The sequence below is a fragment of the Pseudomonas kilonensis genome (assembly GCF_001269885.1).
In the GTDB taxonomy this organism is placed as follows: Bacteria; Pseudomonadota; Gammaproteobacteria; order Pseudomonadales; family Pseudomonadaceae; genus Aquipseudomonas; species Aquipseudomonas kilonensis.
Genome location: NZ_LHVH01000017.1, coordinates 1017762 through 1039049, shown reverse-complemented (window position 1 = coordinate 1039049; position 21288 = coordinate 1017762). Strand labels below are relative to the sequence as shown.

The following is a 21288-nucleotide window of genomic DNA, read 5'->3' as shown; positions in this document are numbered from 1 at the left end:
TCCTTAACACCGAACTCAAAGGTACTCCGAAATGCACAACCATCAGGCTGACGCAAACTACATGGGCGACCTGCAAGACGCCGCTCCCGAGATGGTCGCAGCTTTTTTCAACTTCGATAAAGCTGTCTTCAACAAGGATGTCGGCAGCCTTAACCTAGCCACACGGGAGCTGATCGCCGTGGGAGTAGCCGTCACTACACAGTGTTCCTACTGCATTGCCGACCATGCCAAGCGAGCAGTCAACGCGGGTGCGTCGAAGCAAGATGTGGCTGAAGCAATCATGGTGGCGACGGCCCTTCGTGCTGGTGGAGGTATTACCCATGGCTGGCAAGCGATGAAAAACATCGCTGACACGAAGTAGAGGCCGAAGAGCTTTGCCCAGACCATGAAAACCTAACGATTGAGGCAAAGCGGCTCTATTGTCAGAGAGATCGGGTACGAGCTTAAGGTTGAGCCGCCACCTGCAGCGCAGCCGACGCTCGTTACAATTGATCTCTCTTTTCCAAAGTAGTGACGCCCTGCCAAGCAGCACCGACTGGCAATACGGCGCAATCCTGGTGACTTTGAGCGTTGCGAACTCTCTAAGCCGTCGTGATATCGAAGCTCTCTGCAGCCGTTGCCGAGCTAAATGTAACGCCTATTGCCGCCAGGCAGCGCCTTCTCAACCTGCGTTCGAGGTAGGGCAATTCCTTGTTTTAGCGCTCAGGCAATCCGTCCATCAAAAAATCATGACGATGTTCCGAAAAAGCGCATAGATATCTATTGCGAGAGGGCGATCGAGTGCTCAAAATTGCTCCGTAAGTCGTCAGTGAACGTGTCCAGTCTTTGCCTCTTGGAATAGCTGTTTATGCGCCCCAAATCCATACAGTTCATCACCTACCCGAACGTAAGTTTGCTTGACTTGGCAGGGCCTCTCGACGTGTTCACGGCAGCCAACCGCTTCTCCCGCCAAAACCATCAACCGTATACGATTTCCATTTTAGCGTTAGATCCAACCACTGAGATATGCTCAAATTTCTCAATAAACACTGAAACGCTGCAAGCAGAAACCTCTTCACCGCACACCTTAATTGTACCCGGCGGACCAGGCATATATGATTTCTGTAAAGACCCGAAGTTCGTCACACACTTCATAAACCATGTAGACAAAGCCGAGCGCCTGATTTCTGTTTGCACTGGTATATTCGCACTAGCCTGCGCCGGAAAACTTGACGGCCGGAAAGCAACCACTCACTGGTCGGCGTACGACGAACTGGAAAGAAACTTTCCATCAATAATAATTAAACGAGGCCCAATATTTATTAATGATGACCACATATGGACATCAGCAGGTGTGACATCAGGGATTGATCTAGCATTATCGATCGTCGAGAAAGATTTGGGACATACCGTTGCGCTGGAGGTTGCTCGATATCTGGTAATGTTCCTCAAACGCCCTGGAGATCAGAATCAATTCAGCTCTTCCCTAACCCTGCAATCGAAGAGCAGTCAATTCTCAGATTTGCATGCATGGATTAGTGAAAACCTAAGCACCGATTTAACAGTACCAGTGCTCGCAAACTTCATGAATATGAGCGAAAGAACCTTCATACGCAAATACTCGGAATCGATGCAAAAAACACCAAGCAAAATGGTGGAACTGCTCCGACTAGACGCTGCCCGCGATATGCTTACAAGCTCAAACAAACCACTCAAAACCATAGCCCAGTACTGCGGGCTAGGTAGTGAATCAACCCTCATCAGAAGGTTTGTGAAGAATTTTGGCATCACCCCCAAGGAGCATCGCGCACGCTTCAATTCGACCGAATAACGTTGCCAACGCTCACAACGCAGCGATATTTTTGGCAAAAAACGCCTTCCCCAATCCTGAGCGTCATCTCACCTATCAATAGCAAAGAGCTAAATAGCTTGATCGCCTTGAAGCGACATCCGCCAAAATCTGGCGGACATGATCAATATTTTGTCATTTCCTCATGAAAAATTTTCTTTAAATTACCCCACCTCAAATAGCCTGTTCAGAGGCGACAGAGACTAAGACTTGGAGATCAAACCTTAGCATCTAACACCGTATAGATAACACGCTTGGATACCTTCCTTCATGTTCAGCGTCAGAGACTCCCCCATGTCCAAACTGGCAATCAACACAATCGAGCTACAAGTAAAATTGGATAACAACCTGCACATGGAGATCTTATCGCGACTAAAAAACATAAAAAGACTTTCGCCACAATGCGTTGAGTACGATCTCACGCAAAGTACAAACCTCAACAGCTGGATTATAAAATTCACTTGGATTGATGCAGCCTCAATGCATAATCACTTTTCCTCTGAATCATTGCAGACCCTTCTAACGTTATTAGCTTCCAGATGTACGAAACTTTACTTTGAAAAAACCTTGAACACTGAAGGGTAAGACTACTCCGCGGCTCTGAGAAGGCGCTGCCACAAACCAAAATCCAAAAATCCTCCGAGCTCCGCATGTACCCACAGTTCGTACGCGGCCCCGATTTGATATGCACTCGCGCATGAGTCCAAGACGATCCTTAAACAGTCGCAGGAAGCAGTTGCCCGCACCTCCTGGCAAAGTCATGACGGCGACTCGTGTCTGGAGATTGTGTGCTGTCTGATCTGCGTTTAATGTCATGCCGCGAACGCGTGATCACCAGAAATTGTGGAACGCCTTCACATAAATTCTGCGCGCAGCGTTGTGGGCGCCCCCCCTTCGGCAGATTTGGACTTACCGGGTCAAAGCACTCGAAAGTCGGCATAATCGACTTCGACAAAAATCTTCGTGCCGCAAAATCCGGAACAATTTAAAGGGATCAATACCAATCATGAAAGACGCCACCATCGCGCTGCACCATGGCTTCAAGTCGGACCCGACCACCAAGGCTGTCGCAGTGCCTATTTATCAGAATGTTGCTTTCGAATTCGATAACGCCCAACACGGTGCTGACCTATTCAACCTGGACGTGCCGGGCAACATTTACACCAGAATCATGAACCCCACCAATGATGTGCTGGAACAAAGGATGGCCGCCCTCGAAGGCGGCGTGGCAGGGCTGGCCGTATCGGCCGGCAGCGCGGCAATCCATTATGCGATCCAAACGTTAACCCGCGCAGGTGACAATATCGTCACCACTCCACAGCTCTATGGCGGCACCTACACTCTCTTCGCACACCTGTTGCCAAGCTTTGGCGTGGATGTGCGTTTTGCCCGAGATGACTCTGCCGAGGCTATCGCCGAACTGATCGACGACGACACCAAGCTGGTGTACTGCGAAAGCATCGGCAACCCGGCGGGTAACATCATTGATCTCGAAGCCCTGGCTGAAGCTGCTCACACCCGCGGCGTACCGCTGATGGTCGACAACACGGTGGCTACGCCTATCCTCTGCAAGCCGATTCAGTTTGGGGCCGATATCGTTGTGCATTCCGTGACCAAGTACGTCGGCGGACACGGCAATTCCCTGGGCGGTGTGATCATCGACAGCGGCAATTTCCCTTGGACCCAATACCCGGAAAAATTCCCCAGCCTCAACCAGCCCGAGCCGGCGTACCATGACGTGATTTATACCGAGAAGTTCGGGCCCGCCGCCTTCATCGCGCGCGCACGCACAGTGCCATTGCGCAACACCGGCGCGGCACTGGCACCCATGAACGCGTTCCTGCTGCTGCAAGGCCTGGAAACGCTCGCGCTGCGCATGGAGCGTCACACCGACAACGCCCTGAAAGTTGCGCAATTCCTGCAGAGCCATGCTGAAGTGGAATGGGTCAGCTACGCCGGTCTCCCGGACCATCCTCATCACGCACTAGCACAAAAATACATGCAGGGTAAACCGTCGGCGATCCTATCGTTTGGTTTGAAGGGCGGCTATGACGCAGGCGTGCGCTTCTATGATGCTCTGCAAATCTTCAAGCGACTGGTCAACATCGGTGACGCCAAGTCGCTTGCCTGCCATCCGGCTTCCACTACCCATCGGCAAATGAACCAGCAGGAACAAGCAAAGGCTGGCGTGAAGCCCGAAATGATTCGTCTGTCGGTAGGCATCGAGGCGATTGAAGACCTTATCGACGATCTGAGCCAGGCGCTGGGCTCGTCTCAAATGTGAGGCGAGAAGGTCGGCTAGGGCGTTATATCCTATCCGCATTGCTCATTCAGTAGGCGGCCATAGGTTCTGCGAAGCCGCAGATGTACTGTGTGGTGATGCCCTTTGCTTGACTACAATCGCCGTATATTCACTGTTCTTAATTTTTCGCGAACGTCGCCAAGTCCCGGAGAAAACAGTTCGGGCACCTGGCGCCGTCGCCCTCCTCTGATACCATCGACCCAATCCTAATAATGGCGAGCCCGAAGTCCAATATGGCGTAAAAAATCAATAATTTGACATTTTTGCGAGAAGCGAACGTAGCACCATGATAAAAATAGAATTTATTTTATAAATTGCATCTTATTGATAAAATATCAGATAAATCTGGCCCATAAGAACATTATACAAAAAAACAACCTCGCAGTTTAAAACTTGCAACCCCGTCAACGCCGCGGACCTCAACCCCCTGTTTTTTTCTGCCAAGATCAAGAGAACTCACACGACGAACAACAACTTCCACAAACACACCAATAAATCACCTCTTCTATAATCATACAAAATATAAATACACCATTACGAAACGATCATCATATATCTCAACCGTGGCGCCCCCCCCTCTCTTTAAGACTCGGGATTCGCAGCACACCAAAATAGCCATACGTTCACTTGCAAGCTAAGGAGCAAAACATCTCAATGGAGTGATTCTGTTGGCGCTGATTGAAAACTGACCCACCCTGCCGATTGAAAATTGACCCAGGACGGATTGCTAATTTCTGTCCCAGCAATTGTGGATAAGCTTAGCAGCAGTGTTCCGATTAAAGACGCATCAAGCCCCACCGCATGCAGCAGGGCATTTATGGTGCGGATCAAAATGGCTCATCGTCCTCGATATCATTTCCGTCCTTTCGCTTTCGTTCGCGTGTTTTGATCTTTGTCTGGGCAGCCAATGTGCTGTGTTGCAGGCGGTAAGACTCGTTGCCTGTTTCAACGATATGGCAGTGGTGTGTCAGCCGATCCAGCAGCGCCGTAGTCATTTTGGCGTCGCCAAACACACTCGACCATTCCGAGAAGCTCAGGTTGGTGGTGATAACCACGCTGGTGTGTTCGTACAGTTTGGACAGCAGGTGAAATAACAGGGCACCGCCGCTTTGACTGAAGGGCAAATACCCCAGCTCATCGAGTATCACCAGGTCTGTTCGTAGCAGTCCCTGGGCGATTCGGCCTGCCTTACCATCGTACTTTTCACGCTCCAGCAGATTGACCAGATCCACCGTGGAGAAAAAGCGCACGCGTTTGTTGTGGGCCGTAATTCCGGATACAGCCAAGGCACTGGCCAGGTGTGTTTTCCCGGTTCCAGGGCCGCCGATGAACACGACATTCTGCGCGGTTTCAGTGAACGCTAAGCTGGATAGATCGCTGACCAGCCGGGCATCAGCGCTGGAAGCGCTGAAGTCAAAGCCAGCTAAGTCACGGTGCATGGGGAGTTTTGCCATGTTCATCTGATGATTCACCGAGCGCACCGCGCGATCTGCATGTTCCTGCTGAAGCAGATGTTCCAGCAGCCATTTCGATGAAGCCGTCGACGCTGTTCCTTGAGATACCAGTTCTTCCCAAGCACTGGCCATGCCGTGCAGGCGCAGTTCTTTGAGTTCAGTCATCAGGTCACGCATTGCGATTCTCCTCATCGGTCGTACGGAGCCGGTCGTAGCGCGCCGTATTGGCAACAGGCGCGACCTTGAGTTGCAGGCTGGTTTCTACACAGGGAGGTGGTGCGGTGGAGGTCAAGCGGGCAAGGACATTGAGGATGTGATCGGCGCTCAGACTTCCCGATTCAAGTACCAGCTCCACCGCCACCAGCACAGGTTCGAGACCCGCAATTGGCACAGCAGCCAGTACCTGCATCATGATTCGATCACCGTTGGTGTGACGCCTCAGCCCTCGTTTGAGAAGCCGTAACGGTTTTGGCAGATCAGCAAATGGCGCGCCATTGCGCAGTGCACCAGGCTTGCGTTCGATGAGTGGGATGTAGTGCTGCCAGTCAAAACTGACCTGATCTCGATCAAAGAGGCGCTCATGGCTGGCGATCACCGTTTCGTCGGCAATGACCACGATCCGCGAAGGGTACAAACGGCTGCTGACCCACTGACCAACACGCTCGCAAGGCACCGAATAACGATTGCGCGCCACGCTGATCAGGCAGGTGCTAGAGACACGGACGGTGCGTTCCACGTAGCCATCAAAGGCCGTCGGCATCGGCATCATTTCAGCCTGCTCCAGCTCCAGGACTTCTGCCACCGTCAAACCGTTGTACTGCGGATGTACAAGTTCGGCCCAGAGCGTACGACAGCGTTGGCCGAGCCAGACGTTCAGCTCCTCGAAGGTATGGAACATGCAGTTTTGAGCATCGAGCCAGATTCGTCTCCGGCTGTCCTGCACGTTCTTTTCGACGATGCCTTTCTCCCAGCCAGAGGCCACGTTGCAGAAGTCCGGATCGAACAGATAGTGCGCGCACATCACGGAAAACCGGGCGTTGACCGTGCGGCCTTTGCCTTTGTTGACCTTGTCGACAGCCGTTTTCATGTTGTCGTAGATGCCGCGACGTGGCACGCCACCCAACGCTCCAAACGAACGGGTATGGGCATCAAACAGCATCTCGTGGCCTTGGCTGGGGTACGCAACCAACCAGAATGCGCGACTGGCGCACAGCTTCATGTGGGAGACCTGGATACGTCGAAACAGGCCACCGATCAGCAGACTCTCTTCGCTCCAGTCAAATTGAAACGCCTCGCCGAGCGCAAAAGTCAGCGGTACAAAAGCGCGTAAAGACTTGCCTTGCTCACCTCGCCAAGAGCGTACAAACGCCGTGAGCTGGCTGTAGCCGCCGTCGTAACCCTCGGCCTTGATCTGGTCGAAAAGCGCTTTGGCGCTCCTGCGGTTGTGTTTTGGCCGGAACGAATCGGCCTTGAGCGCCTGTTCCAGCGTCTCGTGGAAAGGGCTGAGTTTGTTGAAGGTTGCGCACCGTTGGTACGCCGGCTGAGTGGCTTCGGGCGCTCTGACCCATTTTCGGATGGTGTTTCTAGAAAGCCCGGTACGCTTGGCTATCTGATGCAGCGAGAGCTTGTCGCGGAAGTACATCCGCCGGATTTTCCCCAACATTTCCATGCTGATCACCCTGTGTTCTCCTGCTCAAAAAGTGAGCAGAAGCAGTTGAACACCTGGGTCAGTTTTCAGTCGGCAGAACAGCCTCTACTGGGTCAGTTTTCGGTCAGCGGCAACAGTTCATCCTCAGACTGCTATTTTCCTCGATCCTCTGGCAGATCCAGGTCGTGTCGAATATCAACACATGACCAACACCGGCATCCTCGAAAGCCTCTTCTATCTTGAGACTGCTTGCCCCAGTGACCCCAGCGTTGGTCATCAGAACATAGACGTCACAGGCTCCCCGCTTCACGAGCTTTCGCACCTTAGCGATTTCGTCCGCCACATCCGAAAGGCTGAGCTTATGATCACGCCGGGCGGTGAACTTGCACTGAATGACGTACCTGCCTGCCAATAGCTCGCCGGTTTTGGGCACCCACTCACCTTGAAAGGCACCGTCCCGGCCACCGTCGTTCCCCTCCAGGAAAGACTCAACCGTTTGACCCAAAACCTGAGTTGCGACCTTGATGCAAAGCTGCTGGAAATCGCTCCATCCAAGCTGATGAAGGTCGTACTTGTTCGAACTCATACTGCGCGCCAATCCTGCGGTGATGGTTGTGGTGGTCGGCGCATAGAGCCATCGCCTTAAGCAGTATTATCTGCGGGTACATCAGCTTAGCTCCTGGCTAATGCCTTCTCCAAAATGACCTTCAGATCCGGAGCAACCGTAAAACCCTCTGGAATGGTGAAGGTGCTCAGAAGCTTATCGCTGTGGCCGTTTTGGGTAGCCACAACTTTGATTTGAGCCAACAGTTTCTTGCCTTTTACGGTCGTTGGACTAGGTCCCGCCTCCTGAACCCATAAGTCATCAGTTGCAGGTGAACCACCATCTGGCCAAATGAGTCTATTGATGACTTGACGTTTTGAGACAAAATCGGCTCGTGCCTTAGTTACAGCCTTGGACGCAGTCTCCCGCCATTGCTCAGCTTCATCAAGCGAGATTCCATACAGCGATGCCAGATAGTCGGCTGAGCAGAAATATCCTTCAATATCAGATCCTGCGGTTGTCCAGGGATACACCCCCTTCGTGCGGAATGTTGTGGCCCATTTGATCGCTTCCTGAGGTGTCATGAAGTCACCATCACGATGGATTACTGCAGTTACATCAATTCTGCCATCAACTAGCAAGCCGGAAAGCAGTTTGTCTTTGGGAAGGTTTTCGATCCCAAAACATCGGCACAGCGACAGCTGGCGACCAAGCTCAGGCCATTGTTTGAGAATGGCCCGCAAAGGTTTGTCATCCTCATCTTCTATGAAGAATAAAACAGATTTGTCCAGCCCCCCCCATCCCAAAAGCCGGCGTATCGCTTCGTCATCATCTGTCTTGACTACACCCTCACTCATCCATACCAGCTTCGTCATAGGGCTGGCTGCACGAACTACATGTGGGCTGTGTGTAGACAAGATGATCTGAGTGTTATGCTCATCAGCCGCTTGCTCCAGAGCTTCAATCAGTCGTTCTTGTCGATTCGGATGGAGATGAGCATCTGGCTCATCAATCAACATAAGTCTTGGCTCAAAAAGAATGAGGTAGGCAAAAATCTGAATCGTTTGGAGTATGCCTGTAGCGGCGGTTTCTAGCGGCCTTTTATACCCATCCATATGCACCGTGGCTGAGATATGAAAGTCTTCCCTGTCATCGTAGGACACATTGATGGACACGTTAGGATGCACTTTCTGCAGCAGCAAGTTTAGCTGCCTCAAACGCTCCTCCCCTTTCAACCCATCAGGTTCATCCGCTTTGCGAGCCTTGAGGTTCAGGAGTATGTTTCGGAGGACGCCTCCGGCATCACCGCTGGCAGCCTGTCTACGCAATGATGGCTGCGCCAAGATGGCCTCCTTTTCAGAGAGGCCAGCCAAGCCAGGTATATAGGTAGTGAGAAACTGAAACCGCTGCTTATACGGAGTGACAGCATTTCCGCCGTCGATATGGGCCGTAATTCCAGCTTTATTCCTCGCCGCCCTTAACCGCACAACAGTCTGAACCGGATCGTCGCCGGCTGCCGCGTGATTGAAGGCAACCTCAACAGGCGTCGATGTCGCTCCTGGTTTTAACTGACCGTTGTGAAGCGTTGAGAGTGGATCACTTGAGGGTATGTAGTCTAGCCGCTCGAAAGAAATCATTTCTTTCGTGTTTTTCGGCAGAATGTAGCTCGCGGCGCGAGCTGCCCAGTGTATAGCCTGAAGTACCGATGATTTACCGCACCCATTCGGGCCGACCAGAATGGTTACTTTCCCCAAAGGTATGCTAGCGCGCTTAGCAGCCTTAAAATTCTGAACAGTGATTGACTCCAAAGGGCTCCAACGCTTCGCACGCGTGGAGCGCGTATCCGGAAACACCACTGCAGTTTCTAAGAGCTGAGGTTTTTCAACTTCTTCCACATCTTCAGTCACGCGTCGTGGGCGCCTAATGCGTATAATTCGGCTAACGGCAGGCGCTAGGTCTGCAATTTCTACTGCGTCTTCCGGGTTCACGAGATCTTGCATCGGTTCCTTCCTATCTATCTATACTGCCACGCGCATGGCACGACTTCGCCAATAAATGGCCTTGAGCCAGTATATGGAGCTCGTGGTTCATTGGATACATCGGCTACGCAGCTTCGGTTGACGTTCGCCACCTAAGAGCAAAGCTGATGACATGCCAAGTTTGGATCAGGCCATGCGCTACCTTGGGCCTACCTGACCTATAGCAGAAGGTCTCCGCATCTCATCTCTGCTCAATGGGTAGGTCAAAGGGCAGAACATCCATCAGATGGGCGAGTCCGCCGGACGCTTACGCGGCATTGACAAATTTCTACGACCTCAACCCACCAATAAAAATTTGTTGAAGACGGAGATAAAGAGCATAGGATCTCAGATCCTGCGGCATCATCAGGTGTTTCTCCATATACCATCAAGCGAGCTAACGGCCAGAAAGGCGGCTCGGGATAAAACGCCTGTGTAGTGCCGACTCGCTAGCTCGTCTAAATCACTAAAGTCTTCTGTCCTTAAGCCTTAGTCGAAAATGTTCTTCGGCTAGCCTTAGCACGCACTACCCTTTTTCGGCCCGACGACCCAATCTTCATCCACCAGTTCTCCAGTGAGATATGTACCCTGTGATCCGGTGAAGTCTGTTTCGAAGGTGTTGGCGTTGCGGAAGTCAGCGCCGTCCAAGTCGGCATCTACAAATTTTGCACCTCTCATGTACGAACCACGGAAGTCAGCACCCGTCAGATCTGCATGGCTAAAATCCGCTACCCAGAAATGTCCGCCAGGACGAACGAGAGGGTCTACGGTGACCGTATAAAATTTCGCGTCACTGAAATTTGCGTGGTTGAACTTCATTACGTCCAATACCCAGTGCCAGTGAACAAGGCTGCCAGGAGCCTGAAGATGGCTAAAATCAGGCACCTTGCGTCGCCTTAGCACCTGATCAATCCGTCCGAATAGCAGGCTACTGAAATGGAAACCGGCGAAATCAACGCCTCGTTTCTGAGCGGCCTCAGCCAAAGGCACCTGGTCGCTAAGGCATTCCACCAAAGCATCGAATTGCCGCAAGTACCGGGCACGACGAAATGGATACCCATAAGGCTCACGCCAGAACCCATTTGCTTGTGAATGCTGGACATAACGAGAAATCAGCTTCTCTTCGTGGGCTGCCTCAGCGAAGGTCGTACCATACTCCTCGGCAACGACGCGCAAGCATGTATCGTGCTTTAGCTCCTCGACTCTTCGAAAGCCTTGTCGCACAAGTCGACTCACTGCGTCTGGGCAGCCGTCACGAGCATCACGTAAAAGTGCCTCAGCATCAGACTTCAAAATCGAAAGTGAAGGTGTATCTGGAGTGTTCATGACCAAACCTCAAATTATCAGCATGGAACCCTAGAGGATGCTGACCATTGAGATGGCTTAAAAGCGGGGGAGCAACACGACGGTGCAGGGGCTTCACCAAGCTAGGGCCGAACGCCTCCGTCAGTGGCGCGTGATGTAATATTGAGAAATTACTGTGCTGCCGTCAAGACGCTGCCACTTCGATTTCGGGCTAACATTCGGTTTGGTCTCTGAACGCAAACGGTGACATCCGTTGTCACCGCTCGAAGATAGCATCTCAGCTTAGGCCCAGGGCGCGGCAAACGATTCGTGCAGTTAAGTCGAAATTCTCCAGTGTGAGCCCATCGATTGGCGAACGCCCCTTCAGTCGCTCATGAGGCTCACAAACCGTCCGATAAAGCCGCCAAGAGTCCACATCTGGAAACCGCTTCAAGACGGCGAGCACCAACCTTTGTCGCAATGGATCAAGCTGCCAATCGGGAATGCGCTGACCGCGATTTCCCAAGCTCAGGGATAGCAGGCGCCGAGCCCTGATATCGCGGTTGATCTGATCTCGGGATTTGCCTGCCAGTTTGGCGAAGACAAGCAGCGGCAAATTATTCGAAGCTTCATAGGTAGCTAGCATCTCGGCGCGCTGACGTTGTATCGCAGATACTTGGGGTTCACGCAGCTGTTCAGTCTGCGTTGAAGCAGGTAGGACAGGTGAATACTGAGCCGCGTTAAGGAACGGTTCGTTGCTTACGGACTTTTTAGAGGCTGGGACCGTCGTCGCTGGGAAGCCACTGCTGTACAGAACGGCGTTTGCGTTCGCGCTTTCCAACGAAGGTAACGAAGCTGCGCCCTCTAAACGAATAGTAAGCGGAGAGCTAGCCGCTTTCAGCTGGCCTTGCCCCCAAAGATCCAGACGGTTCGCCCAGTCCTGCATCATCGTCCGGCGCTGCTCGACATACTCCGCATGATTGTAGGCCGCACTCACCTTGTCCGGATCAGCATGAGAAAGCTGAGCATCAACCCACACCTTCGGATATCCGATCTCGTTCAGTGCCGTCGAGATCGTCGCCCTCATCCCATGACCAGTGAGTTGATCGGCATATCCCATCCGGCGTAACGCGCCATTCAGCGTGTTCTCACTGATACGCTTGCTCAGGTCGCTTCGATGCGCAAATAAGTAGCGCTGTGCGGGGACAACCTGGTCCAGCAAGTGACGCACGATCTCCAGCGCCTGTACCGACAGCGGCACGATATAAGGCGGTACATTTTGGGTCTGTTTACCTGGCTTCCGCATCGCTAGCTGAAGTTGTTTCACCACTTCCGCTGGTATGATCCACAAGCGCTTCTCCAGATCGAACTGATCGGGTGTTGCCAACCGCAATTCGCCCGTGCGAACACCGGTCAGCAGCAACAACCGAAGGCCAAGCCGAGTTTGGTTGGCGCCACCGTAATTTCGAAGAGCAGCCATCAATCCCGGAAGCTCGTCCATACGAAGAAATGGGTTGTGCGTAACCGGAGGTTTGGGGAGTGCGACAACGTCAAGATCTGAAGCTGGGTTGTGTTCCAGCCCCTCGATTTTCACCAGCGCATAGCGGAACAATTGGTTGAACCAGGTCCGGCATTTTTCGGCTGTCGTTAAGGCCTTGCGCTGTTCGATCCTGCTCAGTAAATCCAGCAGATCGTGACGATTGATATCGTAGATGGACCGCCCGCCCAGGGTGGGCAGGACGTCTTTATTGAAGATTCTCAAGATCTGCGAGAGCGTGCTCTGCCGCCCTTCCTTCAGGCTTAGCCTGCGGAACTCTACCCACTGATTGAACACGGCCTCGAAGGTGTGCTCTGTCGCAAAACGAACAGCAAGCCGCTGTTGTTTGCGATGCTCATAGGGATTGATGCCCTGGGCAACCAAGGTACGGGCTTTATCACGACGGGTACGGGCTTCTTTAAGCCCAATTTGGGGATAACTACCGAGGGACATGCGCTTCTGCTTGCCTGCCCAGTAGTAACGGAAGAGCCAGATTTTTCCGCCCCTGGCCGTCACATTGAGTGTGAGACCATCACTGTCGCCGAGGGTGTAGTCATTACCGGTGATTCGGGCGTGCCGAACTGTCATTTCTGAGAGTGCCATCGCGAGCTCCTGAACAGAGTCAGGGCCAGATGCTCATCTCGTTGCGCAAACTGCTCCAGCATCAAACCGATTCGGTACGCGTCAGGATTCTGGACTCAATCCTGGACTTAAACGCACCGGATAGTGCTGGATTTCAGTGGTTCCCGCTGGAACGAAAAAAGGGCCTAAAGGCCCTAATTTCAATCACTTACAGAATTCAGTGGAACTCTGTAGCGCAATATTTGGAGCGGGAAACGAGACTCGAACTCGCGACCCCGACCTTGGCAAGGTCGTGCTCTACCAACTGAGCTATTCCCGCGTCTTGGTGTGGCGCATTCTATAGATTCAGATTACGCCGTCAACCCCTTGATTCAAAAAAGTTTTATTTCGGCTCTACATCCGTCCGCAGATGCGGCCAGGCGGCGCGTAGGTATTGGACCATCGACCACAGCGTCAGGCCGGCGGAAACCAGCAACAGCGCATAGCCCAACAGCACCCAGAAACTGAAGTCCGAAGGGTTGGCCAGCAGGATCACCAGCGCCAGCATCTGCGCGGCGGTTTTCCATTTGCCGAGGTTCGACACGGCGACCTGGGCGCGGGCGCCCAGCTCGGCCATCCACTCACGCAGCGCCGAGACGACAATTTCGCGGCCGATGATCACCGCCGCTGGCAAGGTGAGCCAGAGGTTGCCGTGTTCCTGTACCAGCAGCACCAAGGCCACTGCGACCATCAGCTTGTCGGCCACCGGGTCGAGGAAGGCACCGAACGGCGTGCTCTGCTCCAGGCGTCGCGCCAGGTAACCATCCAGCCAGTCCGTCGCGGCGGCGAAGGCAAAGACCGAGGCGGAGGCCACGTAGCTCCAGTGGTACGGCAAATAGAACAGCAAAATGAAGATCGGAATGAGCAGGACGCGTAGAACGGTAATCAGATTTGGGATATTCATCGGCACAACTGGCTACAAGGTTGACGGGCATTCTACTCGCTGTGCAGGTTTGCATAAATCGACTCAGCGAGCTTTTTACTGATACCGGGTGCTTTGGCTATCTCCTCGATGCTGGCACGAGACAGTTCCTGCAATCCACCAAAATGTTTCAACAAGTCGCGACGGCGCGTCGGGCCGACGCCTGCCACACCTTCCAGTGTAGACGTACGGCGCGTCTTGCCACGGCGGGCACGGTGTCCGGTGATGGCGAAACGGTGGGCTTCGTCACGGATCTGCTGGATCAGGTGCAACGCTGGCGAATCGCCCTTGAGGGTGAACTCATGGGCAGCGTCGTTCAGGTACAAGGTCTCGAAGCCGGCCTTGCGCGTCGCGCCCTTGGCCACGCCCAGCAGGATCAGGTCGGGGACCATCAGCTCATTGAGCACATCGCGGGCCATGGACAATTGGCCCTTGCCGCCGTCCACTAGCAAGATGTCCGGCAACTTGCCCTCCCCGTCCTTCAGCTTGCCGAAGCGGCGCATCAATGCCTGGTGCATGGCCGCGTAGTCATCACCAGGCGTGACACCTTCGATGTTGTAACGGCGGTAATCGGACTTGATCGGGCCTTCCGGGCCGAACACCACGCAGGACGCCACCGTTGCCTCGCCACTGGAATGGCTGATGTCGTAGCACTCCAGCCGCTGCGGCGGCTCGTCCAGGTTAAGGACATCGGCCAGGGCATCGAACCGCGCCGCCACGTGCTGACGGTTGGCCAGGCGCGCGCCCAGGGCCTGTTCGGCGTTGGTCACGGCCAGTTGCTGCCAACGGGCACGGGTGCCACGAACGCGGTGGCTGATGGTCAGTTCACGACCGCGAAGCTTGTCGATGGCTTCGATCAGGGCCGGGAAATCCTCGTGGACCACGTTGACGATCAACTCGGCAGGCAAGTCGCGTTCCGGACTGCTGATGTAGTACTGGCCCAGAAACGCCGCCATGACCTCGGCCACGTCCTCCTCGATACCCACTTGGGGAAAGAAGTTCTTGCTACCCAGCACACGACCGCCCCGCACGCTGATCAAATGCACGCAGGCGCCGCCCGGATTGATGAACGCGGCGATCACATCGACATCACCGCTGCCCCCTTCCATGCTTTGCTGGTCCTGCACGCGGCGCAGCAGGCCAATCTGGTCGCGCAGCTCGGCAGCCCGTTCGAACTCAAGGTTGACCGCCGCGTCTTCCATGGCTGCCGACAGTTCATCGGTCAGCGCATTGCTGCGGCCTTCCAGGAACATCACCGAGTGACGCACGTCTTCGGCATAGACCTGCGGCTCGACGAATCCCACGCAAGGCGCCTTGCAGCGCTTGATCTGGTATTGCAGGCAGGGCCGGGTGCGGTTCTTGTAGTAGCTGTCTTCACACTGGCGAACGAAAAAGGTCTTCTGCAGCAGGCTGAGGCTCTCACGAATCGCCCCGGCGCTGGGATAAGGACCGAAATAGCGACCCTTGGCCTTTTTGGCACCCCGATGAATGCTCAGGCGCGGAAAGGCCCCGTCGGACAGAAACACATACGGGTAGGATTTGTCGTCGCGCAACAGGATGTTGTACGGCGGGCGCCATTCCTTGATCAGCGTCTGCTCGAGCAGCAGCGCCTCGGTTTCATTGGCGGTGATCGTCGTTTCGATTTGCGCGATGCGCCCCACCAGGGCGGCAGTCTTCGGGGCGAGGCCGGTCTTGCGAAAGTAACTGGCCAGGCGCTTCTTGAGGTTCTTGGCCTTGCCGACATACAGCAGGCGTGCGTCGCCGTCGAACATGCGGTACACGCCGGGGCGACCGCTGCAAGTGGACAGGAACGCGCTTGGATCAAACAAATCAGTCATTTTCAGGCGCTGGCATCGACCATGCCGTGGCGCACCGCCAACAGTGTCAATTCGACGTCACTGCTGATCGAAAGCTTCTCGAAGATACGATAGCGGTAGGTGTTGACGGTTTTTGGCGACAGGCACAGCTTGTCGGAGATGATCTGCACCTTCTGGCAACCGACAATCATCAGGGCAATCTGGATTTCCCGCTCCGACAGCGCATCGAAGGGAGAATCGTTGGTTGGCTGGAACGACTTGATCGCCAATTGCTGGGCGATTTGCGGGCTGATGTAGCGTTGCCCGGCAAAAACCAGACGAATGGCCTGGACCATCTCGTTCAAGCCAGCACCCTTGGTGAGGTAGCCCGCCGCGCCCGCCTGCAACAGCCGGGTGGGAAACGGATCCTCTTCGCACACGGTCACCGCGACCACCTTGATGTCCGGGTGACTGCGCAGCAGCTTGCGCGTGGCCTCAAGGCCGCCGATGCCAGGCATCTTGACGTCCATCAACACCACGTCGGGCTTCAATTCACGCGCCTTGATCAGGGATTCTTCCCCGGATTCAGCTTGGCCAACTACCTGCAGGCCGTCTATGTCAGCCAGCATTCGTGTAATGCCCGTACGGACGAGATCATGGTCATCGACCACTAACACCCTAATCAAGCAGACACCTCACGATTTGGTCTTATTTGGGTTGCACAACACCTTAGCAAAAAGCGTCCGGCAGACCTAGCGCAAAGGGACAGATAAAAGTTACAACACGTCTTTATTGAGATAACGCGCGAGGCTTCAAGCACCGGCGTCTCGCTGCATCCTCAGGAAACACTCGTCCTCGCCCACGACGTGCAGGCCCATGCGTTCGTACAACGCCCTGGCCGGATTATCCTTGAACACCGTCAGGCGCAGCGCCGGGCGACGCTCCACCCCCACCAGGCCCCAAACCTGTCCGATCGTCCAGGTCCCGGCGCCCTGCCCGCGAAACGACGCGTCGATCTGCAGCTCCCGGATATACAACGCCCGGGCGTCACGACTGAGACTGACAAAACCCAGCGCCTGGCCGGCACGACTGATTATCCAGTTCTGACGAATGATCCAGGCCAGATCGAATGCTTCGTCCTGCCAGAGCAAATCATGCCTGAGGTAGTAAGGAAGCATGTTGTCGCAGGTCAGCTGCCGGGCGAAGTCGATGTCCTCGCTCGTTGCGGCACGCCACTCGAAGCTCATGAATACCTCATTAAAGCACTGCCACCGGCACGACTTGCCCGGCCCAGCCGTTGGCGTCGCGACGAGCGATCACTAACAACTCGCCCGTACCCGACGCCGCCGCGAGCAGCGCACCGTCCGAGCCCCAGATGGCGCTGCGGCCAGCCGACTCCCAACCGCCAGTAGCGCCGCCATGATTAGCCATCAGCACAGTCATGGCATGCTGCCGGGCATAGCCTTGCAACAACGTCGTATCGGGCACGTAGCCACCTTCGGTAATCAACACGCCTGCTGCATACAGCGTAGCGCCCTGCCCGGCTGCCGCGGCAGCATGGCTGGCGTGGGAGAAATCGGCACACACCGCCAGCGCGATGCGGTCCTGCCCCATCGTCAGCATCGAGCCGCCATGCCCCGGGGCGAAGGCGACTTCTTCCCCCGGATGCAGATGCTGCTTGCTGTACACCCCGAGGGAGCCATCGGCACCGAGGACCAACGCGCCGATCAACACCGGAGCGTCGGCCGACAGTCGAATGGGCATGCCCACCACCGCTGTCAGGCCAAGCTCGCGGGCCAAGTCGCGCAGCGGTTGCAATACGCCATCCTCCGGCAGGATGGCCAGATCCGCCGCCAGGCCGCGCTCGTAGCCGGTGAGCGACAGCTCAGGAAACACTAGCAACTGCACGCCCTGCTCAGCGGCCGCCTGCATGAAATGCTGATGACGCAGAAGGTTGGCGTGAACGTCCCCCGCGATGGAGATCGACTGGGCGGCGGCGAAGGCTGGAGCGGTCATGAGTCATCCTTGGGAGGCGCTGCAAACCTGAAGTTTGTCATAAAGCCCAGCGGACTCAAGCCGGGGTGAACCATTGCATGCCCTCGATAGAATTTTCTGATTGAACCGGCGCCCCGTCCTCAAGTAAGCTCAGGGCCATTCATCGGAGACAGACCATGTTCAACGCCCTCTCACCGCTTCAAACCGCCAGCGCCCCGCGCTCGGTTGCGGCTGCCCGGGCGAACAGCGTTCAAACTCCGGTCAGCTTTTATTTTGGGTATTGGTTTAGCCACTGGCGCGCCTGATACCCAACCGGCGCCCACTTTAAACGGGTCGCCTTCCAGAGTTTTCCAAACCCCCGGTCGGCCTCCCGACCGGGGGTTTTGTTTTTTCAGGCCCCACACATTTGCAGCACCAGACAACTTGAGGATTGAGCCATGAACTACGCCACTTATTACCGTTACGACAGTTTTTCCGCCTGGCGATTTACCAGCCACCGCTCGGGACAGCCTGCCGCCTCCGATCGGTCACCTACCGGTGGCAAGCCTCAATTGCGGGCCAATCCGGCCAATTGTCGAACACCCCACTAGGACCGGCGCGCGGGAATGAACCCGCTGCCCGTCCAGGAAGCCAAATCATGAATTCGTCCGTCTCCGCTTTGCCGCTGTCCACGCTCAACCCTGCCAACGAAGCCCTGACCCTGCGTCTGCCGAGCTCGTTGCAACTCAAGCACCAATTGCCGCTCAGCACCGCGTTGAGCCATCAAGTGAGCGCCCATCGCCAGGCCATCCGCGCGATCCTCGAGGGTGAGGACTCCCGCCTGCTGGTCATCGTTGGCCCCTGCTCGATCCACGACCCGAAATCCGCCCTCGAATACGCCGCCAACCTGGCTCGCGTGGCCCATGAAGTGAGCGACAGCATGCTGCTGGTCATGCGCGCCTACGTGGAAAAGCCCCGCACGACCGTAGGCTGGAAAGGCCTGGCCTACGATCCTGGCCTGGATGGCAGCGATGACATGGCTGCCGGCCTGACCCTGTCCCGGGAACTGATGCGCGAAATATTGCAACTGGGCTTGCCCGTCGCCACCGAACTGTTGCAACCCATGGCCGCCAGCTACTTCGATGACCTGCTCAGTTGGGTCGCCATCGGTGCACGCACCACCGAATCGCAGATCCATCGGGAAATGGCCAGCGGCCTGGGCATGCCCGTGGGGTTCAAGAACGGCACGGACGGCGGGGTCGGCATTGCCTGCGATGCCATGCGCTCTGCCGCCCATCCCCATCGGCATTTCGGCGTGGATAGCCAGGGGCATCCAGCGATCATCCAGACGCCGGGCAACCCCGACACCCACCTGGTGCTACGCGGCGGCCATCGCGGGCCGAACTACGACCAGCAGAGCGTCACGCAGATACACCACGACCTGACCCGCCTCAAGATACCGGCCAGGATCATGGTGGACTGCAGCCACGCCAACAGCGGCAAAGACCCGCTGCGCCAACCGCAGGTGTTCAACGACGTGCTGGAACAACGGCTGCAAGGGAACCGCGCCCTGATCGGCATGATGCTCGAAAGCCATCTGTTCGAAGGCTGCCAACCGCTGAGCCCATCGATGCGCTACGGCGTCTCGGTCACCGACGGTTGCCTGGGCTGGGAGTCCACCGAGCTATTGCTGCGCGAAGCCCATCGCAAGCTGCGATTGCCAGCCTGAGGTCCGAATGCGCCCTCTTCTGGGATAAATACTGTGGCTTGTCTGGATCATTGTGGTGAGCACTTGCTCCCGTTGGGCTGCGCTGTAGGAGCTGTCGAGTGAAACGAGGCTGCGATCTTTCCATTGCCAATTGAGTCTGGAGCGAAAGATCAAAAGATCGCAGCCTCGCTTCGCTCGACAGCTCCTACAGCGACCAGCGGGAGCAGGCTCTCTCGCCACAGATCTATCGCCCCTCCCAAGTGAACAGCATTATCTTCTCTGGGAGCGCCTCGCTCAGCCTGGCGCACTGGAACGAACCTGGACCGTCACCCACTCGGAACGCTGGCTGACGTCATCCAGGCGCTCGACCTGATAGAACACGTCCACCGACCTGTCGCCTTGATCCTGCCAATACACCGCAGGAATCACAAAAGCGAGCGGTTGGCCCGCCGTGGCCTCGGTGATTTCGCGTTCAAGGACATAAGACGAGTTTCCGTTGCACTGCAACCAGACCAACTCGCCCGCCTCAAGCCCGGGATCATCGACGACAATCGTCACCCCCTCTTGCAAATCGTCGACATCCAGCCACCCGTCGTTCATCTCCCGGATCCTGGGCGCCTTCAACGCAGGACGCAGCAGAGGACCGATGTGCACCGACAAGGGCTCGGCACGGCGCACCGAATGTCCGCGCCTGACGACATAGGCCAAGGCCAGGTTGTGCCCTACATGGGGAGCGATCAGCGAATGATCGACCCAGAGCGATACCTCACGACCGACAGCATGGGCTTCTATCTCCAGCACATCGCGCCAAAGCGCGTTGGAGTCCTTGCTGGCCGTCAGGATCAACCGATCGCCGACCGCCATCCTGGCGTAGGGCCGAATCATCACCCACGTTCCGTCAGGTACCCGACTCGGATCAAGGCTGCCACCGACCGCATCGTTGGCAATGGCAGGCAGCAGTTGCGGTGATACATCGCCGATGTCCAGTTGCAGATGTTGCGAAACCAGGGTGGCCGGCAACTGTTTGCCCGTCACCTGGTAGGAGAGCTCCAGCGAGCCACCGTCCAACTCGGCGATATGCGGTTCGCGCACGACGAACACGACGTCTCGCCCTACTTGCCGCTCCGTGACGAACCCGGCCACTTCATGTCGGTAAGGCTCTCCCTCGTTGTTGAGCCCATGCCAACGCAGCAGCACCTCATCCCCGCACGCCATCATCGGATAAGGCTTGACGGTAACGACGGCCTTGCGCCAAGCGGGGTCGATCACCCCGTCTCTGGCCGCTGCCAGGACCGGTGGCGGCAGCCTTGCTCCTGAGGTTGAACGGGATCGTTGAAGAGAGGGGTAAGTGATCATGTACAGGCTCCAGTCCTTGGATGAAGGCACCGTTTGCATAACGGCGCTCGATGGAGCCATTAAAACCCGTTCGCGCCAAACCCACAGCCAGACAAGACGACAACGGCGGTGGTCCCTGGCGTTCAAAGCTGTAGCTGCAAACGACTCGGGTTATAGGAGACCTCCTACACCTTTAGCCAGCACCGGGCTATTTCCCATTCTTCCCACTTTTTCTATTCCGGTTTCCCCGGTTCAGCGCGGTTTCTTCCTACACCGTCCATTACAGGCCTGGATTAGAGTGAAGTCGCAAATTCATC

The 21288-nt window shown here is 55.6% G+C and carries 16 protein-coding genes and 1 tRNA gene; 4 read left to right on the top strand and 13 right to left on the bottom strand.

Annotation, left to right across the window (positions count from 1 at the left end):
• Positions 1–31: 31 nt before the first annotated feature.
• From AD662_RS11130 to AD662_RS11120, 3 genes are all read left to right on the top strand, one after another.
• A complete protein-coding gene (locus tag AD662_RS11130) occupies positions 32–361 on the top strand; it encodes a carboxymuconolactone decarboxylase family protein (protein ID WP_025214453.1) in 330 nt (109 codons plus the stop codon).
• Between the two features lie 486 nt (positions 362–847).
• Complete coding sequence (locus AD662_RS11125) at positions 848–1810, top strand: GlxA family transcriptional regulator (protein ID WP_025214454.1); 963 nt, start codon at positions 848–850, stop codon at positions 1808–1810.
• A 1024-nt stretch (positions 1811–2834) separates the two neighbouring features.
• Positions 2835–4112, top strand: a complete 1278-nt coding sequence (locus AD662_RS11120; RefSeq protein WP_053187176.1) for an O-acetylhomoserine aminocarboxypropyltransferase/cysteine synthase family protein — start codon at positions 2835–2837, stop codon at positions 4110–4112.
• A gap of 845 nt (positions 4113–4957) precedes the next feature.
• Here AD662_RS11120 and istB read toward each other — a convergent pair.
• From istB to AD662_RS11060, 12 genes are all read right to left on the bottom strand, one after another.
• Positions 4958–5761: an IS21-like element ISPsy20 family helper ATPase IstB gene (gene istB / locus AD662_RS11115; protein ID WP_024677664.1), complete on the bottom strand. Its 804-nt coding sequence runs from the start codon at positions 5759–5761 to the stop codon at positions 4958–4960.
• Positions 5754–7253 carry an IS21 family transposase gene (istA, locus tag AD662_RS11110; RefSeq protein WP_139213169.1) on the bottom strand — a complete coding sequence of 500 codons (1500 nt, stop codon included), beginning with the start codon at positions 7251–7253 and terminating at the stop codon, positions 5754–5756. The genes istB and istA overlap by 8 nt, the downstream gene beginning before the upstream one ends.
• 103 nt (positions 7254–7356) lie before the next feature.
• The gene (locus AD662_RS11105) at positions 7357–7818 is read right to left on the bottom strand and encodes a restriction endonuclease (RefSeq protein ID WP_053187168.1); all 462 of its coding nucleotides are present in this window, start codon (positions 7816–7818) and stop codon (positions 7357–7359) included.
• Positions 7819–7904: 86 nt separating this feature from the next.
• Positions 7905–9776, bottom strand: coding sequence for an ATP-dependent nuclease (locus AD662_RS11100; protein ID WP_235862393.1), 1872 nt, complete (start codon positions 9774–9776; stop codon positions 7905–7907).
• A 534-nt stretch (positions 9777–10310) separates the two neighbouring features.
• Positions 10311–11120 carry a pentapeptide repeat-containing protein gene (locus AD662_RS29635; RefSeq protein WP_082308744.1) on the bottom strand — a complete coding sequence of 270 codons (810 nt, stop codon included), beginning with the start codon at positions 11118–11120 and terminating at the stop codon, positions 10311–10313.
• A gap of 256 nt (positions 11121–11376) precedes the next feature.
• On the bottom strand, positions 11377–13218 hold the full coding sequence (locus AD662_RS11090; RefSeq protein WP_053187162.1) for a tyrosine-type recombinase/integrase: 1842 nt from the start codon (positions 13216–13218) through the stop codon (positions 11377–11379).
• A 222-nt stretch (positions 13219–13440) separates the two neighbouring features.
• Positions 13441–13516 (bottom strand) — tRNA-Gly (locus tag AD662_RS11085).
• Between the two features lie 63 nt (positions 13517–13579).
• A complete protein-coding gene (gene pgsA, locus AD662_RS11080) occupies positions 13580–14140 on the bottom strand; it encodes a CDP-diacylglycerol--glycerol-3-phosphate 3-phosphatidyltransferase (RefSeq protein WP_018608070.1) in 561 nt (186 codons plus the stop codon).
• A gap of 32 nt (positions 14141–14172) precedes the next feature.
• Entirely contained in the window at positions 14173–15996 is a 1824-nt protein-coding gene (gene uvrC / locus AD662_RS11075) for an excinuclease ABC subunit UvrC (protein WP_018608068.1), read from the bottom strand.
• Between the two features lie 2 nt (positions 15997–15998).
• The gene (gacA, locus tag AD662_RS11070) at positions 15999–16640 is read right to left on the bottom strand and encodes a response regulator transcription factor GacA (protein ID WP_003200277.1); all 642 of its coding nucleotides are present in this window, start codon (positions 16638–16640) and stop codon (positions 15999–16001) included.
• 126 nt (positions 16641–16766) lie between these two features.
• Entirely contained in the window at positions 16767–17201 is a 435-nt protein-coding gene (locus AD662_RS11065; protein ID WP_018608064.1) for a GNAT family N-acetyltransferase, read from the bottom strand.
• A gap of 10 nt (positions 17202–17211) precedes the next feature.
• On the bottom strand, positions 17212–17970 hold the full coding sequence (locus AD662_RS11060) for a carbon-nitrogen hydrolase family protein (RefSeq protein WP_018608062.1): 759 nt from the start codon (positions 17968–17970) through the stop codon (positions 17212–17214).
• A 616-nt stretch (positions 17971–18586) separates the two neighbouring features.
• On the opposite strand from AD662_RS11060, the gene AD662_RS11055 reads away from it, so the two are divergent.
• Positions 18587–19657: a 3-deoxy-7-phosphoheptulonate synthase gene (locus AD662_RS11055; protein WP_018608060.1), complete on the top strand. Its 1071-nt coding sequence runs from the start codon at positions 18587–18589 to the stop codon at positions 19655–19657.
• A 273-nt stretch (positions 19658–19930) separates the two neighbouring features.
• Here AD662_RS11055 and AD662_RS11050 read toward each other — a convergent pair whose 3' ends face one another.
• Complete coding sequence (locus tag AD662_RS11050; protein WP_018608058.1) at positions 19931–20905, bottom strand: hypothetical protein; 975 nt, start codon at positions 20903–20905, stop codon at positions 19931–19933.
• Positions 20906–21288: the final 383 nt, after the last annotated feature.

Excerpts from the sequence above, each read along its gene's own strand:
- AD662_RS11125 (WP_025214454.1), top strand. The coding sequence starts at position 848 with ATGCGCCCCAAATCCATACAGTTCATCACCTACCCGAACGTAAGTTTG.
- AD662_RS29635 (WP_082308744.1), bottom strand. The coding sequence starts at position 11,120 with ATGAACACTCCAGATACACCTTCACTTTCGATTTTGAAGTCTGATGCT.
- AD662_RS11120 (WP_053187176.1), top strand. The coding sequence starts at position 2,835 with ATGAAAGACGCCACCATCGCGCTGCACCATGGCTTCAAGTCGGACCCG.
- pgsA (WP_018608070.1), bottom strand. The coding sequence starts at position 14,140 with ATGAATATCCCAAATCTGATTACCGTTCTACGCGTCCTGCTCATTCCG.
- AD662_RS11130 (WP_025214453.1), top strand. The coding sequence starts at position 32 with ATGCACAACCATCAGGCTGACGCAAACTACATGGGCGACCTGCAAGAC.
- istA (WP_139213169.1), bottom strand. The coding sequence starts at position 7,253 with ATGGAAATGTTGGGGAAAATCCGGCGGATGTACTTCCGCGACAAGCTC.
- AD662_RS11090 (WP_053187162.1), bottom strand. The coding sequence starts at position 13,218 with ATGGCACTCTCAGAAATGACAGTTCGGCACGCCCGAATCACCGGTAAT.
- AD662_RS11060 (WP_018608062.1), bottom strand. The coding sequence starts at position 17,970 with ATGACCGCTCCAGCCTTCGCCGCCGCCCAGTCGATCTCCATCGCGGGG.
- AD662_RS11055 (WP_018608060.1), top strand. The coding sequence starts at position 18,587 with ATGAATTCGTCCGTCTCCGCTTTGCCGCTGTCCACGCTCAACCCTGCC.
- AD662_RS11100 (WP_235862393.1), bottom strand. The coding sequence starts at position 9,776 with ATGCAAGATCTCGTGAACCCGGAAGACGCAGTAGAAATTGCAGACCTA.
- uvrC (WP_018608068.1), bottom strand. The coding sequence starts at position 15,996 with ATGACTGATTTGTTTGATCCAAGCGCGTTCCTGTCCACTTGCAGCGGT.
- istB (WP_024677664.1), bottom strand. The coding sequence starts at position 5,761 with ATGCGTGACCTGATGACTGAACTCAAAGAACTGCGCCTGCACGGCATG.
- AD662_RS11105 (WP_053187168.1), bottom strand. The coding sequence starts at position 7,818 with ATGAGTTCGAACAAGTACGACCTTCATCAGCTTGGATGGAGCGATTTC.
- AD662_RS11065 (WP_018608064.1), bottom strand. The coding sequence starts at position 17,201 with ATGAGCTTCGAGTGGCGTGCCGCAACGAGCGAGGACATCGACTTCGCC.